This is a genomic window from Luteococcus sp. H91, assembly GCF_038433135.1.
Lineage (GTDB): Bacteria > Actinomycetota > Actinomycetes > Propionibacteriales > Propionibacteriaceae > Luteococcus.
The window spans coordinates 173,761-187,822 of sequence record NZ_JBCDMV010000020.1; the positions used below are offsets into that span (position 1 = coordinate 173,761).

At 66.9% G+C, this 14,062-nt stretch carries 14 protein-coding genes and 1 tRNA gene; 9 read left to right on the top strand and 6 right to left on the bottom strand.

Features of this window, described 5'->3' with window-relative positions:
* Positions 1–90 precede the first annotated feature (90 nt).
* Positions 91–1,176, top strand: a complete 1,086-nt coding sequence (locus AAEX57_RS11250) for a hypothetical protein (RefSeq protein ID WP_342092093.1) — start codon at positions 91–93, stop codon at positions 1,174–1,176.
* A gap of 143 nt (positions 1,177–1,319) precedes the next feature.
* Complete coding sequence (locus AAEX57_RS11255; protein WP_342092092.1) at positions 1,320–2,834, top strand: acetyl-CoA hydrolase/transferase family protein; 1,515 nt, start codon at positions 1,320–1,322, stop codon at positions 2,832–2,834.
* Positions 2,835–2,894: 60 nt separating this feature from the next.
* On the opposite strand, the gene AAEX57_RS11260 is transcribed toward AAEX57_RS11255, so the two are convergent.
* Positions 2,895–3,548 (bottom strand): HAD family hydrolase, encoded by a 654-nt coding sequence (locus AAEX57_RS11260; protein WP_342092091.1) that lies wholly within the window; start codon positions 3,546–3,548, stop codon positions 2,895–2,897.
* Between the two features lie 64 nt (positions 3,549–3,612).
* Between AAEX57_RS11260 and AAEX57_RS11265 the strand changes: the two genes are divergently transcribed.
* From AAEX57_RS11265 to AAEX57_RS11285, 5 genes are all read left to right on the top strand, one after another.
* Complete coding sequence (locus AAEX57_RS11265; RefSeq protein WP_342092090.1) at positions 3,613–4,164, top strand: NUDIX hydrolase; 552 nt, start codon at positions 3,613–3,615, stop codon at positions 4,162–4,164.
* A 57-nt stretch (positions 4,165–4,221) separates the two neighbouring features.
* A complete protein-coding gene (locus tag AAEX57_RS11270; protein WP_342092089.1) occupies positions 4,222–4,959 on the top strand; it encodes a TetR/AcrR family transcriptional regulator in 738 nt (245 codons plus the stop codon).
* A gap of 42 nt (positions 4,960–5,001) precedes the next feature.
* Positions 5,002–5,613 (top strand): hypothetical protein, encoded by a 612-nt coding sequence (locus tag AAEX57_RS11275; RefSeq protein ID WP_342092088.1) that lies wholly within the window; start codon positions 5,002–5,004, stop codon positions 5,611–5,613.
* Positions 5,614–5,636: 23 nt separating this feature from the next.
* A complete protein-coding gene (locus tag AAEX57_RS11280) occupies positions 5,637–6,176 on the top strand; it encodes a type II toxin-antitoxin system PemK/MazF family toxin (protein WP_342092087.1) in 540 nt (179 codons plus the stop codon).
* 85 nt (positions 6,177–6,261) lie between these two features.
* A tRNA-Gly gene (locus AAEX57_RS11285) sits at positions 6,262–6,335 on the top strand.
* An 82-nt stretch (positions 6,336–6,417) separates the two neighbouring features.
* On the opposite strand, the gene AAEX57_RS11290 is transcribed toward AAEX57_RS11285, so the two are convergent.
* Genes AAEX57_RS11290 through AAEX57_RS11310 form a run of 5 tightly spaced genes read right to left on the bottom strand, consistent with a single transcriptional unit; the run spans position 6,418 to position 11,351 of the window.
* Positions 6,418–7,524 (bottom strand): tyrosine-type recombinase/integrase, encoded by a 1,107-nt coding sequence (locus tag AAEX57_RS11290; RefSeq protein ID WP_342092086.1) that lies wholly within the window; start codon positions 7,522–7,524, stop codon positions 6,418–6,420.
* Entirely contained in the window at positions 7,524–7,736 is a 213-nt protein-coding gene (locus AAEX57_RS11295; RefSeq protein ID WP_342092085.1) for an excisionase family DNA-binding protein, read from the bottom strand. The genes AAEX57_RS11290 and AAEX57_RS11295 overlap by 1 nt, the downstream gene beginning before the upstream one ends.
* A 2-nt stretch (positions 7,737–7,738) precedes the next feature.
* Complete coding sequence (locus tag AAEX57_RS11300) at positions 7,739–9,286, bottom strand: replication initiator (protein ID WP_342092084.1); 1,548 nt, start codon at positions 9,284–9,286, stop codon at positions 7,739–7,741.
* Positions 9,283–10,929, bottom strand: a complete 1,647-nt coding sequence (locus AAEX57_RS11305) for an FtsK/SpoIIIE domain-containing protein (RefSeq protein WP_342092083.1) — start codon at positions 10,927–10,929, stop codon at positions 9,283–9,285. Before AAEX57_RS11305 ends, AAEX57_RS11300 begins: the two co-directional genes overlap by 4 nt.
* Before the next feature lie 2 nt (positions 10,930–10,931).
* Entirely contained in the window at positions 10,932–11,351 is a 420-nt protein-coding gene (locus AAEX57_RS11310; RefSeq protein WP_342092082.1) for a plasmid replication, integration and excision activator, read from the bottom strand.
* 123 nt (positions 11,352–11,474) lie between these two features.
* Here AAEX57_RS11310 and AAEX57_RS11315 point away from each other — a divergent pair, with 123 nt between their 5' ends.
* Positions 11,475–12,296 (top strand): hypothetical protein, encoded by an 822-nt coding sequence (locus AAEX57_RS11315; RefSeq protein ID WP_342092081.1) that lies wholly within the window; start codon positions 11,475–11,477, stop codon positions 12,294–12,296.
* Complete coding sequence (locus AAEX57_RS11320) at positions 12,275–13,105, top strand: hypothetical protein (protein ID WP_342092080.1); 831 nt, start codon at positions 12,275–12,277, stop codon at positions 13,103–13,105. The genes AAEX57_RS11315 and AAEX57_RS11320 overlap by 22 nt, the downstream gene beginning before the upstream one ends.
* The last annotated feature ends 957 nt before the right edge of the window (positions 13,106–14,062 follow it).

Consider the following 14,062-nt stretch of genomic DNA (forward strand, 5'->3'; position numbering starts at 1 on the left):
GGAGCGGACCCCGGTCTTCCATTCGACAGGACGGTAGCCATATTCTGTGCTCAGCGGCGCCGTTCGAGTGCCCTCAAAGCAAGGACGATCATGTCTCGCAAGTTCGTGGTGGCCGCGGGCCTCACCGCTCTGGTCTCTGGTCTGGCATTGGGTGCACCCGTGGCGCACGCGGTAGATCCGATCACCGTCACCTCGCCGTCGTGCAACACCCTGCAGGTGACGAACGGCGACTCGGGGGCCTGGGTGGTGTCGCTGGACAGCGGTCAGTCGATCACCGTTCGTGGCCAGGCGACCGTCAAGGTCAACGTGGGTGGTGGCGGCACCTACATCTGGGATGCGGCACCGGCCAATTCCGACGCCTTCACCGCCACCTACCGCACGTCGGTCAAGTCCTGCACCGGCAGCCCGAGCCGCCCCATCGACGGTGACCAGAATGGCGACGGCAAGGCCGACGTGCTCGGCATCCAGGCCGGCACCGGAAACCTGTACTACTACCGGATGACCGCCACCACCCTGGCCGATGGCGTCAAGGCGGGCAATGGCTGGAACAACATGGTCTTCATGCAGCAGGTGAACGAGATCGAGGGCACCGGCACCCCCAACTACCTGATCGCCGTGCGCAATGACGGCACGCTCTGGCGCTACCTGAACAAGGGTTACGGCAAGTTCTCCAACGGGGTGCAGATTGGCAGCGGGCTGACGGGGTACACCAACTTCACCGTCACCCAGACCAACCACGTCCTGGACTTCGGCGCGCACACCCTGGTGGCCACCAAGGGTGACAGCCTGATCGCCTTCCCGCTCTACGACGACGGGCTGGACGACCCCTATGAGATCGGCACCGGCTTCGGCAGCGTGGTCAAGATGATCGCCATGCGAGACTTCGATGCCAACAACGAGGGCGACCTGATCACCATCCGGCGCGACGGCACCATGTGGTTCCACAAGGCCATGAAGACCGGCGAGACCCTGTTTGCGGCGCCGCGGCGAATTGGCACCAGCTGGGGTGCGATGCAGACCGTCTCCTCGCCCGGCTCCCTGAACGGCGACCTGCTTTCCGACCTGATCGCCCGGCGCAGCGACGGCAACCTGTACAAGTACATCAACCGCGGCGGCCGCTGGGCCGAGGGCGCGCAGATCGGTCGCCGGTGGAACGGCATCCGATTGCTCGCCTGAATTCAACGTGGAACGACGACGCTGGCCCTCCCACTGGAGCCGCTTGTCAGGGTAACCTGACACCCACAGGCCCCTGCCACCAGTGACGGTGGGCTGGCGGAGCAATCCGCACATGACGGGGTACACGTCTTCAAGGAGGAAAGATGGCAGGTCGCATTCACAATGCGAAGTTCCAGAGCAAGGTGATGTCCCCCGCAGAGGCGGCCGCACTGGTCACCCCGGGTGCCAAGATCGGCTTCTCCGGCTTCACCGGCTCCGGCTACCCCAAGGAATTCCCCGTCGCCCTGGCCGCCCGGATCAAGGAAGCCAAGGACAAGGGTGAGGACTTCAAGATTGACGTCTTCACCGGCGCCTCCACCGCGCCCGAACTCGACGGCGCCCTGGCCGAGACCGGCGGAATGAACTTCCGCACCCCCTACCAGTCGGATCCGATCTCCCGCGCCAAGATCAACGACGGCACCACCTTCTACTCGGACATCCACCTGAGCCACCTGGCCAACCAGATGGCCTACGGCTTCTTCGGCGATCTGGACTACGCCGTCATCGAGGCCACCCGGATCAACGAGGACGGCACCGTCGTCCCGTCGTCGTCGGTGGGCATGAACCGCACATACCTGACGCTGGCCAAGAAGATCATCATCGAGGTCAACGAGTGGCAGTCCGAAGAGCTCTTCGGCATGCACGACATCTACTACGACATCGCCACCCTGCCGCCGAATCGTCCCCCGCTGCCCATCATGAGCCCCGGCGACCGGATTGGTGACAAGGTCTACACGATCGACCCGGAGAAGGTCGTCGCGGTGATCGAGACCAACGATCCCGACCGCAACTCCCCCTTCAAGCCGCTCGACGACGACTCGAAGCAGATCGCCCAGTACCTGCTGGACTTCTTCGACGTCGAGGTCAAGGCCGGCCGTCTGGGCAAGAGCCTGAACCCGCTGCAGTCCGGCGTGGGCAACATCGCCAATGCCGTGCTCGCCGGCCTGAAGGACGGCCACTTCGAGAACCTCACCAGCTACACCGAGGTGATCCAGGACGGCATGGTCGACCTGCTCGATTCGGGCAAGCTGACCGTAGCCTCGGCCACCGCCTTCTCGCTCTCCCCGGAGTACGCGGAGAAGATGAACGACAACGCCGCTGAATACGCCAAGAAGATCATCCTGCGCCCGCAGGACGTCTCCAACCACCCCGAGGCGATCCGCCGCATGGGTGTCATCGCCTGCAACGGCATGATCGAGGCCGACATCTACGGCAACGTGAACTCCACCCACGTGATGGGCTCCAAGATGCAGAACGGCATCGGTGGCTCGGGCGACTTCACCCGCAATGGCGCCTTCAGCGTCTTCGTCTCCCCGTCGACGGCCAAGGGTGGCGCCATCTCGGCGATCGTCCCGATGGTCAACCACGTCGACCACACCGAGCACGATGTGTCGGTCGTCATCACCGAGCAGGGTCTGGCCGACCTGCGCGGCCTGGCCCCGCGTCAGCGGGCCAAGGTGATCATCGAGAACTGCGCGCACCCGGACTACAAGGATGCGCTGCTGGACTACTTCGAGCACGCCCAGAAGGTGGCCAATGGTCAGCACACCCCGCACGACCTGACCAAGTCGCTCAGCTGGCACTCCAAGTTCCTGGCCGAAGGCACCATGAAGCCCTGATCCAGGCCTGACAACGCAAACGTCCCGCACCGGGCTTCCGGTGCGGGACGTTTCGTGTGTTCAGCTCTCGGGCAGCAGCCAGCGGGCCAGCTCATCGACGCTGTCCACGACGGCGGTGGGGCTGCTCAGCATCAGCTCGGTCCGGTCACCCGCACCCCAGGTGACGGCGATCTGGCTGATACCCGCGGCCTGCGCGGCCTGGACGTCGACCACCGCATCGCCGATGTAGACCGCCGTTTCCGGATCCGCCCCCAGCTGGGCCAGGGCGTGCCGGATCGGTTCGGCATGCGGCTTGTGGTGCTCGGTCTCACCCATCGCGGCCACCACCGGCACCAGCCCGGCCAGCCCCGAGGCCGCCAGGCTGCGATCCGCGGAGCCGCGCTGCTTGCTGGTGGCGACCCCCAGCACGACGCCCGCCGCGCGCAGATCCCGCAACAACTGCTGCACGCCGTCGAAGCTGGTCTGCAGCCGCTCCAGGTTGGCCAGGTTGAAGCCCAGGTAGCTGGAGCGCAGCGCCTCGGCCCGTTCCCCGTAGGGCGCGTAGATGTCCGGCAGGGTACGACCGATCCAGCCGCGCGCCACCTCTTCGTCGAGCTCCTCGCCGAGCACCTCCCGGTGGGCGTGCTGGAAGGATGCGAGGATCAGGGCGATGGTGTTGCACAGCGTTCCGTCCAGATCGAAGACGACGGTCCGCCAGCGGGCGTGGGAAGTCACGGCCCAACCCTATCGATGGGTGCCAAGCGCCCGAACACCTCACCCTTTGGGGTACCTTTTCCTCATGCATCCAGATGTGCGTGACGCCGCCGAGGCGAGCTTGCGTGCGTGGCAACCGCCCACCCCCGACCAGCGTGCGCTGCGGGAGGCCTTCCTCGGGCTGATCGCCGCCCGAGAAGATGTCTGCTCCCGCAGCTGCCTGCCCGGGCATCTGACCGCTTCGGCCCTGGTCCTGACCGCCGACGGCACCCACACCTGCCTGGTGCACCACAAGATCGTGAACGCCTGGCTCCAGCCCGGCGGCCACCTGGAGGCCTCCGACACGAACCCTGCCGACGCGGCATTGCGCGAGGCCCGCGAGGAGACGGGGCTGGCCGATCTGCGGATCGACCCGGAACCGCTCCACCTGGACGTGCATCCGATCACCTGCCGCGGTGCGGCCGGCCCCACCCGACACTTCGACATTCGCTTCCTGGCGGTCGCCCGGCAGGCCGAGCCACTGGTCAGCGACGAATCCCATGACGTGCGGTGGTGGTCGGTTGACCAACTCCCCGATATCTTCGAAGAGGTCCGGGCGCTGGTCCTGGCGGGCCGCCGCCGGCTCGCGCCTTCCTGACCCGTTCGACTCCACCCAGATACCTTTCCGATCGCCCGACAACAGAGCAAGAGCAACATGAGCAGCATCCCCGAAAGCCCATCCGCCCCCGTCCTCCCCGAGACCGCCGTCCCAGCCCCGGAGTCGCCGACGAGCGCCACCAGCCCGGGCAGCGCCACCAGCCCAAGCAGCGCCAGCCGCCGTCGCCGCGGCCGACGCCCGGCCGGGGCCGACACCCGCGCCACCATCCTGGCCAGCGCCCGACGGCTCTTCGCGACCCGCGGCTACGACGCCGTCTCCCTGCGCTCCATCGCCCGGGATGCAGACGTCGACCCTGCGCTGGTGCACCACTACTTCGACGGCAAACCGGCGGTCTTCGCCGCCAGCCTGATGACGGCCGAGTCCAATCCGTCGTCCAGGTTGGCCCTGATCGCCCAGGCGCCGCACGACGAGGTGGGCCGCACCATCGTGAAGGTCTTCGTGGAACTCTGGGACAACCCGGCGCAGAAGAGCGCCGCCAAGGGAATCATCCAGACGGCGATGACTCCCGACGAGGGAGTGCGTCCCTTCCGGGAATTCCTGGTCTCCGAGGTGCTCAGCAAGCTGCCCGCCCACGGCCCCGACGGCGCGGTGGATCCGCGACGCAGCGAGCTGATGGCCAGCCAGCTGATGGGGCTGGCGATGACCCGCTACGTCCTGCAGTTGCCGGCGATCGTGAACGCGAGCCCGGCGCAGCTGGCTGACTGGGTGGGGCCATCTGTGCAGCGCTATCTGGACGATCGGCTGGACCGGCCCCCACTGCTGAAGCTCGGGTAGGCTGGCACGGCACCAGCAGGCGGCAGAACCGAGGGAGGCGTCGTGAGCGATCAGCAGGCCGATGGTCTCGGGGCCCCCGTTGCGGTGGCGGATCGGGAGATCGCCACCCTGCCGCCGCTCGGCGAGATCACGCCGGGGCTGCCGATCAGCCGCAACACCGGTCAGCCGCGCCGGGCCAAGGTGATGGTGCTGGCCAATGTCTTCCTCTATGCCGCCGCGGTGGTTTCGGCGGCGGCGCTCGTCTGGTCCTGGTGGACGGCGATCCACATCGCCACCTTCCCGCAGTCGTCGAAGCTGGTGGAGCTGTGGCAGCCCCGCCCCGGCGGCTGGCGGTCGGTGGTGGCGGTGACGTTGGTGTGTGCGATCGGCGCCGTGATGACCGCGGCCCCGGCGGTGGCCGCGCTGAACTCCTGGAATGGGCATCGCTGGTCCCGGATCGCCGCGATCGTCGCGGTGCTGGTGAGCGGCCTGGGCTACCTGCTCAATCCGTTCGCCTGGGCAGCTCCGGCGCTGTCCCTGATCGGTGCGGCGCTGCTCTGGACGCCGCCGGTCTCCCGCTACTTCGGGCACTGGCAGTCCTTCCGCGGCGGTGATCCGGTGCCACTGGCGCCCGATGAACCCGTCGTCTACGGGCCGCTGGCCCGCTACCTCTGACCTGTCCACACCTGGAAGGAACCATGGCATTCTCCTGGAAGTCCCTGCTCACCGACGTCGCCCGTGGCCTGCTGCGCGAGGGGGTGCGCTCGCTGGACCAGGGCCAACGGCAGGGCCGCCAGAACCGACAGCCCAGCCGACCCAGCGTTTCCACGGACTACCCGGGCGACTTCACCGGTAGCCCCCAGATCAGCTACTCACCGCGGGCTGGCGAAACCCCGGACCCGGGCGAGGTGGTCTGGGCCTGGGTGCCCTATGAGGAGGACCACGCCCAGGGCAAGGACCGCCCGGTGCTGCTGCTGGGCCGCGACGGTGACTGGCTGATCGCCCTACCGCTGACCAGCAAGGACCATGACCGCGACGCCGCCCAGGAGACCAGCCAGGGGCGGCACTGGACCGACGTCGGCACCGGGGCGTGGGATCCTCAGGGCCGCCCCAGCGAGGCTCGGGTGGACCGGATCGTCCGGGTGGCACCCGGCAGCGTGCGCCGCACGGGCGCCGCCCTGGACCGGGAGGTCTTCGACCGGGTGGCCGACGCGGTGCGCGAGCGCGCCAACGGCTGATCCCCGGGCCACACGGGGTGCCGTGCTTGCCCTACCCCGCGGGTGCGCTAGCATGTCCTATGCCTCAACGAGAACGACGAGGCGCGCGGGCGTAGCTCAATGGTAGAGCGCCAGCTTCCCAAGCTGGACACGCGGGTTCGATTCCCGTCGCCCGCTCCACAACGAAGGGCCTTGCCAACACACAGTTGGCGAGGCCCTTCGAGCATTTCAGAGCACATAGCAGCAGCCATGTCGTGCCCAATCACTTCGCGGCACCGCGCTTCATCAGGCGGTCCAGGGACTCCGCAATGGCCTTGTCGCGGTCCACCGTGGCGTGCTGGTAGATCAGTGCGGCACGCATGCTGGCGTGACCCATGCGGGTCATCAGTTCCTTGGTCGAAGCCCCAGAGGCGGCCGCCAGGTGGTTGCCGGTATGCCGCAAGTCGTGCAGGTGAACCTCGTCCGGGATTCCCGCCGCTGCCTTCGCGGGACGCCAGATCTTGGTCCAGTTCGACCGCCGCAGCGTCTGCCCACGAGGGCCGACGAACACACGCCCGGTCGCCCCATCCTCGGCATAGACGTCGAGGTGGTCGCGGATCTCGTCACGCAGGCCAGCGGGCAGGCTCACACGCCGGACCCCGGCCACCGTCTTGGGCGCCTTCACCACCAGATCACCGTCGATCTCTGCCACGGAACGGGCAACGTTGACCGTCATGGCATTCAGGTCGAAGTCGCGCCGCTGCAGCCCCATCAGCTCACCCCAGCGCAGCGAGCCGAACACGGCCAGCAGCACCAGCAGGCGATATCGCGGCTCGATGGCATCGGCGAGGTCCATCACCTGGGCCAGGGTGAGCACCGGACGTTCAGCGGGATTCTCGACCGAGGCCCCACGAATGCGGCACGGATTGCGTGAGAGCAGGTCGTCGTCGACGGCCGTTGCCAGGATCGCACGGAGCAGGCGGTAGGCCTTCGCCACGGTGCTCTCCCCAACGCCCTTGGTCAGCAGCCGCTGGCGCCACTGACGAACAGCAGCGGGCGTGACGGCACGCAGCTCATGGTCACCCAGGGTGGGGGCAATGTGCAGACGCAGGAGCGACGAGTACAGGTCACGAGTCCGAGCTGACAGACCGGCTCGCTCGTCGATCCATCGCTCGGCGTAGTCCTGCACGGTGACGGCCGAGGTGATGGGGCTCACCCACTGTCCAAGCCCAATGTCGGAAGCCACCGTGGCCCAAGCGCTCTCTGCCGCACGCCGCGTCTCGTAGGTCGTGGACAAGCGGTGCCGAAGCCCGTCCGGGCCGGTGTAGCGGACCTGCCACCGGCCGGACGGAAGCTTGCGGAAAGAGCCGTGGACGCGCTTTCCGGCCATCAGGCAGCCCGCTTGCGCAGGATCGGGGCAACCGTTCCAGCATCAACGAACTCATGCAGGGCGGTCTCGGGAATGCGGATGAACTTGCCGACCCGAACGAAGCGGATACGCCGCTCGGTCACCAGGCGACGCGGGAAGCGAGGCCCGGTGCCCAGGTATTCGCCCGCCTCTTCGAGGGTCAGCAGGCGCTCCAAAGTTGCGGTGGTGGTCACGGTCAACTCTCCTTTGAGTAGTGGGGGTGGGTGGTTGCGGCCTTCCATTGGGCGTACTCGCGAGCACGGACTGCGGCGGCGGTGGCGAGGGCTTGGTCTGTGGAGGTGTCCCATCCGGTGGATTCGTAGCGCCAGTCCTTCACGGTGATGACCTGGTCGTCGGTGTCGTGGGCGTCGAGGGCGAGCAGGTCGACGAAGGACAGGTTGACCGGCTGGCCACCGGACTGGGCCAGGAGGGTCTGGAAGCGTGCGCGGGCCCGTCGCAGGGCGCCGAGGGTGAGGCTGTAGCGGCGGCTCTTGGTGGCGAAGTGGCCGCGGTAGCCGAGGTCTCGGGTGCGTTTGCCGATCTTGGCGTAGGGGTCGATGCCGCCTCGCCATAGCGGGATGGTGCACGGCTGGCCGGTGTCGCGGCGGGTCTGGCGGAGGGCTGCTTCGGTGGCCCATGTCCGGCACAGGGCGTTGAGGCGCTGAAAGTGGGGGTTGTTCCGGTTGGTGGTGGCGTCGCTGGCGTCCTTGGTGGCGTACTTGGCGAGGTAGGCCGCGACCTGCGCGGGCTTCAAGGCAGCGTCGGGGTCGTCGGGGCGGTGGTGGTCGCGGACCTGCTTGACGTCGACCTGGGGGCCGAAGGCCAGCACCACCGGCGCCTGTCCCTCGACGGGCGGCGGGGCGGTGTAGCGCAACGAGGTGGCGGCGTGCTCGACCAGGTCGGCGAGGCGGCTGGTGGTGATCGTGTCGGGGGCGGGGGCGCCGATGCCGAGGAGGGCGGGGCCGTCGAGGCGGATCAGGGCGTGGTAGTGGATCGCGCCGCGGGCCTGGACTTCGGCCACTTTGGCGTACTGGATGGAGCAGTGGTCGCGGAGCTTGCCGGGCTTGATGCCGAGTTCATTGGCGAGGGCGCGGCCGAGGCTGATGGTGAAGCGTCGCCACAGTTCGGGGGCCCACCACTGCCACACCAGGTGGTGGTCGTAGCGGTAGCAGTCGGAGCACAGGGGCTGGCCAAGGCACTCGTCGTGGTCGCCGTGCTTGGCCATGCACCAAGTGGGGCGGCCGTGCTCACACAGGGCGCGGTCGTTGGCGCGGCGGAGGCGGCAGGGCTTGCCATTCCGGTGACCGTGGACGGGGCCGAAGGACGGGGCGGTCAGGGTGAGGAAGAGCAGCGGATTGTCCGCCACAGACTCGGGGACGGTTTTGCCGCCGGTGACGCCGCAGCGGACTACCTCGAAGGTGTCGCGGGCATAGACCCGGCTGCAGGCAGGACAAACCGACGCGCGGCGGTTGCCGCAGCGCTGGAACAGCGCGCCGAGGGGCTGATCGGTAGAGCTGAAGCGCGAGAGCACCTCGCCGGTGTGGGCGTCGATGCGGGTGGTGGAGCCGTGCAGGCGCACGGGGTGGGCGCAGTAGCCGACGTGGGCGGCGGTGTCGGCGAAGGCGTCCCACGTGCCGTTGTGGATGCGGGCGAGGATGTCAGCGGCCGCGTGGGGGCCGGCCTCGAGATCAAGGGGCGCGTGGTCCCCGAATCCCTCGAAGACGACCCCCACAGGGCTGCTCATGCCGCCAGATCCTCCTCAGCGTGGTGGGTGGTGGTGCGGGGCTTGCGCGGGGCCCGGGGCTTGCGCGGCTTCCGCTCCCCCGCCTGACCAGTGGCCGGCTCCTGGGCAGCGCCTCCGGGATGTCCGCTGGCGGGCAGCAGGGTGTCCTCCTTGACCTGCTGCGGGGTGGGCAAGGCCACGGTGACCGGGGACGGGTAGCGCCTCGCAGTGGAGCGAATGAGTGCGTCGGGCCAGTAGTCGGCGCGGACCTGGTCAAAGGCGCCGGTCTCGTCCTGGACCCAGCCGGTACCCTGCTGGGAGACCGGGATGCGATGGGCCGGGCACGTCTGGGCGGTGCCGTCGCCCAGGACGAGGCGGGTTTCGGTGGCGCCCATCTGGCGCAGAGCGATGGTCTGGGTGAACAGGCCGCGCATGCCGACGACTTCCTTGCGCGGGTCCTGCACACACGCCAGCACCACCACGCCCAGCGCGCGGCCCTGGGTCAGGATCTCGGCCAACAGACGGTTCGCTTCCTTCACCACCTCCGGCGGGCCATACGAGGTGAGCACGGCCAGCTCGTCGATCACCAGCACGTGCAGAGGATCACTCGGACGCGGAGTGTGCTCACGCACCTGTCCGGCCATGCGAGGGCCACGCTCGTCGATCACCGCGAGCAGCTTCTTGAGCACCTCGGCGGCCTGGGTCGGGGTGGTGGCCATGCAGCTGAACAGCTGCTTGCCCATGGCGAGTTCGATGCCGCGCTTCAAATCGATGCCCCACACCTGCACCTCACCGGTCGGGACGGCGGGGGCGAGGTTCCCGACCACGGACCAGAGGACCGAGCCCTTGCCGGAGCCGGAGCAGCCCGCAACCAGCGTGTGGCGGCCCGCGACGGGAAGCCACCAAATGCTGCCGTCCTGGGCACGACCCGCAGGCACCCGACCCACCGCCACGATCTCCTGCCGGGTGAGGAGGGTGGCTTCGCGGCCCGTGGCCAGCGCGTTGCCCATCATCAGTTCGACCAGCACCTCACACGACGACACCTGCACGCACCGGGACGACTGCGCAGCGGCAGCGACCTGCAACTTCGGAGCAGCGGCCTCGACCTCGTCCAGGGTCTGGCCGACGCGGGCGCGGATCCGCAGGGTGAGCTTGTCCCCATGCGTTTCCACCCGGGACAGATAGGGGGCGACCCAATGGGACACCTCCTTGGGTTCACGGACGTATTCGGTGTGATCCCCGACCCGGACCTTGCGTGACACCTTCACGGTGCGGGTGCGCTGCACCGACAGGCCACACTCGCGGGCCAGATGGTCCCAGTTCTTGCGGGCCCAGCGACGCCACTGGCGACGGCGCCACGGCCCGGCGATGCGCTTCTCGAAGCCGAATGGATCGACCAGCGACCACACCATCCCAACCACCACCGGCAGCAGGTAGACGGCCACAGCGGCGGCCTCGATCAACCCCATGTGGTTCGGCCAGGACACAGCAACGCCGAGCAGCATCCCGGCGATGCACGCCCGGCCCCAGCGCCGCGTCACCCACACAGCCCCCAAGAAGCGAGCCAGCACGGTCCACATGGCCCGCACACCCGCCGCGACGGTGCGGGCAGCCTGGGCCAGCACCGTGCCACGAGCGGCACTCGACTCCACGACCACCGACATGATCAGGCCGCCTTGCCCTGGTCACGGGCCGGAGTCTCGGTGTTGGCGAACCCGGTGGCCTTGATCGACCAGGCCAGCTTGGGCCGGGCACCGTTGTCATCAATCCACGGGGTCAGCGTCAGACCCTCGAACATGACCGGGGTGAACGGGAAGCCCGACTTGTTCGCCGGCGGCACAGGCTGGTGCTGAGCAATGATCTTGACGACCACCGTCTTGTCACGGTTCCCCGCCTCAGGGTCCGAGTCCAGCACAGGCACCTGCCACAGCGGCAGGCCCGTGTCCTTGTCGAGCTGCTGCGGACGAGACCCATCAGCACGCTGCGGTGCCTGGAAGTCCATCACCGCCGCCACCTCCCCCACCAGATAGACCGGCGCCGGGAAGACGCTCTGGTGGGTCACCTGCAACTTGCGCTGAACAGCCATGACAACCTCCTGTTTAGTGGGTGTGAACTCCTAGTGCCTCGAGAGCCGATGCGAAGTTCGTAGGGTGTAAACAGAAAGGTATCGCATGTGTGAGTCATGTCAAGAGGATCTAAACTGGACCCCATGCAGAGCGACCCGGAGTTCGAGGCAGTGCGTCAGATAACTGACCCACTAGCGCAAGCGCGCGCCGCTGGCGAGCTGATCGGCGTCTACCAACAGCGATCCACAGAACTGTCGCGCATCCGCAAGGAGGCCATGAACGCAGCTGTGGCCCAGCGCGGCATCACCTTCACCGAGCTGGCCAAGGAACTGGGCCTCACCAAGGGCCGCGTCTCCCAGATCCGATCCTCAGCCCCACCCACCGAGCGCGGACTGTTCGGCGTGGGACCGCTCACCATAGCCATCCCCCAACGAACTCTCAGCGAACGCCCCGAAGGGGTCATCTCCGCCCACGACACCGCAGCAGCCGACCACCTACAGACCTATCTGGAATCACTCAGCTTCCGCACCAGCCGGTACCTGATTCCCACCACTGGCGCATGGACTCCCCCAGAAGATGCAGTGGCCATCTGCGGCCCGAAGTCATCCCACGTCACAGCCGACGCCATTGCAGCCGATCCCTTCCTCGACTTCGCCCCAGATGCCCAAGGCGTCTGGACGCTGCGCGGCCGAGACGGAGGCGAATTCGTATCACCACTGGACCGGGCCAAGCCGGACGCCGATATCGCCTACATCGCCCGACTGCCCTACCAGGGAGGGCGCATGTTCGTGATTGCCGGTGTGCACGCTCTCGGCTCGGTCGGCGCGGTCGACTACCTAGCGAAGAACGCACGAGCCATCTACGACCAAGTGGGCGACGAGCCCTTCTCCATGATCGTCGGATCTACCTACGATGGCGCAGAAGTCACTCACTCGGAGGCACTATGGGGACCCAAGACCCACTAGTCCACATCGAAGCCGCCACCCTCGCCGGCGGCGACAACAACCAGGACCGCTACGCCTACGGCGACGGCTGGGCCTTCGTCCTCGACGGGGCCACCAGCTTTAGCGAAACCCCGCCCATCCACGACGGCGGCTGGTACGCCGAACGACTCAAGAACGCCCTGGCACAACACCTCGCAGCCGCAGACCACACCACCGATACCGCCAGCATCGTCGCCCACTCCATCCAAGACGCCGCCGCAGACCACGACGCCGCCACCCAAGGCCCGTGCCCCACCAGCACCATCGCCCTGGCTCGATGGCGCCACAACGTGGATCTGTACGTCCTAGGTGATTCCTTTATTCAATATCGCGGCATCAACGGCGATAGTGACGAGCTTGCCGACCTCCGCATCGAGGCCGCAGGAAACGACATTCGCACCAAGTACAAGCACCGCCTGAAAGAGGGCCACGGCTTTGACGCGACCCACCAGGCGATACTCAAAGACCTGCAGGCCGCCCAACAGGCGCGCAGGAACGTCCATGAGCCTCTCGGTTACTGGATCGCAGGCGCCGACCCCAACGCGGCTCACCACGCACACACCCGCTCACTCCCGCTCGGCTCCGTCCAAGGCCTACTGCTCTGCACAGACGGCATCCATGACTACACTCGCCGAGAGATCCTCCGCGACCCCTCCGACGCACGAATGAACCTCATGGAATTCTTGGTAGCCCAGCACGAGGAGGAGGCCAACGACCGCGACGGGGCCAAGCGACCCAGGAGCAAGATCCATGACGACAAGACCGCCATTTGGATCTGCTTTGGCGCATAAGAGTCACTTACAATACCGGGCCCTGAACTAAGACATATACGAGAGGCGACCACTGAGATTCTACGCTATATTCAGTCGTTGGACGGCCATGATTTACCACACCACAAGAGATGGCAGCATTTTTGGCATGACTGCACATGCGTCGGGTAGTGCAAAATCGGATTCTGCCGCGACGCCGTCCCCTCAACCAAGAATCCCAAGCATCCACCTAACATAGCCTTCCACGCAATCCATCTGGGAATCTGGCGTCTAGAATCTCTTAGATCCAGGGCCAGACTCACAGCGCTCAAATTAGGATTAGGTGCGTGACCCCAACCAATAGGACAGACCAACAATGCCAACGGGTGTCAGCAGGATGACGGCGACCCCTACTGCGACGAAGAAGTAGCGGCGTGCTCGGATCATGAAGAAGACCGCCGCTACTGCCAGCACACATAGAAGGCCGGCCATAGTCCAAGTTCCTTCGGGTGACCAGGTACCGACCGCGAACATGAGCATCAAAGTTGCTACCCACCCGGCGGCACACAGAAGAGCGTACCGAGTCTGCGACGCCCTGAAATCCTGCCCCACCTCTGCCACGATGCCTCCTTGCATTAGTGCGGACTGGGGCTGCAACACTTAGACGCAGCAGCATCCACGAGTCCGTTGACCAATGCTTACCCAGGAACCCCGCAATGTCAATGACACTGAGGGGCACCGTCTGTCCACCGGCAGACAAACCGGGAAAGCCCGTACCCGACTCGGGAATCCATGGGCAGATCTCACAGCGAGCACGCTGCAAACCCTTGACATGGCGCTACTCGCCCCCCCCCAGCGCGCTTTCCTGCTAGCCTCGATCTTTCATGAGGGCTGGTTGGTCAACGGTCCAGCGTCGTTGCCGGTCTCGTAGTCATGATTCTGGCATGGGGGTGTGACAAGGTCCCGCATGCGCTGCGGGTAGGCGTCGGTTCCACTGCC

Coding starts and splice junctions, on each gene's coding strand:
- AAEX57_RS11280 (WP_342092087.1), top strand. CDS start 5,637: ATGGCATTCTCCTGGAAGTCCCTGCTCACCGACGTCGCCCGTGGCCTG.
- AAEX57_RS11250 (WP_342092093.1), top strand. CDS start 91: ATGTCTCGCAAGTTCGTGGTGGCCGCGGGCCTCACCGCTCTGGTCTCT.
- AAEX57_RS11315 (WP_342092081.1), top strand. CDS start 11,475: ATGCAGAGCGACCCGGAGTTCGAGGCAGTGCGTCAGATAACTGACCCA.
- AAEX57_RS11320 (WP_342092080.1), top strand. CDS start 12,275: ATGGGGACCCAAGACCCACTAGTCCACATCGAAGCCGCCACCCTCGCC.
- AAEX57_RS11255 (WP_342092092.1), top strand. CDS start 1,320: ATGGCAGGTCGCATTCACAATGCGAAGTTCCAGAGCAAGGTGATGTCC.
- AAEX57_RS11310 (WP_342092082.1), bottom strand. CDS start 11,351: ATGGCTGTTCAGCGCAAGTTGCAGGTGACCCACCAGAGCGTCTTCCCG.
- AAEX57_RS11305 (WP_342092083.1), bottom strand. CDS start 10,929: ATGTCGGTGGTCGTGGAGTCGAGTGCCGCTCGTGGCACGGTGCTGGCC.
- AAEX57_RS11270 (WP_342092089.1), top strand. CDS start 4,222: ATGAGCAGCATCCCCGAAAGCCCATCCGCCCCCGTCCTCCCCGAGACC.
- AAEX57_RS11290 (WP_342092086.1), bottom strand. CDS start 7,524: ATGGCCGGAAAGCGCGTCCACGGCTCTTTCCGCAAGCTTCCGTCCGGC.
- AAEX57_RS11300 (WP_342092084.1), bottom strand. CDS start 9,286: ATGAGCAGCCCTGTGGGGGTCGTCTTCGAGGGATTCGGGGACCACGCG.
- AAEX57_RS11265 (WP_342092090.1), top strand. CDS start 3,613: ATGCATCCAGATGTGCGTGACGCCGCCGAGGCGAGCTTGCGTGCGTGG.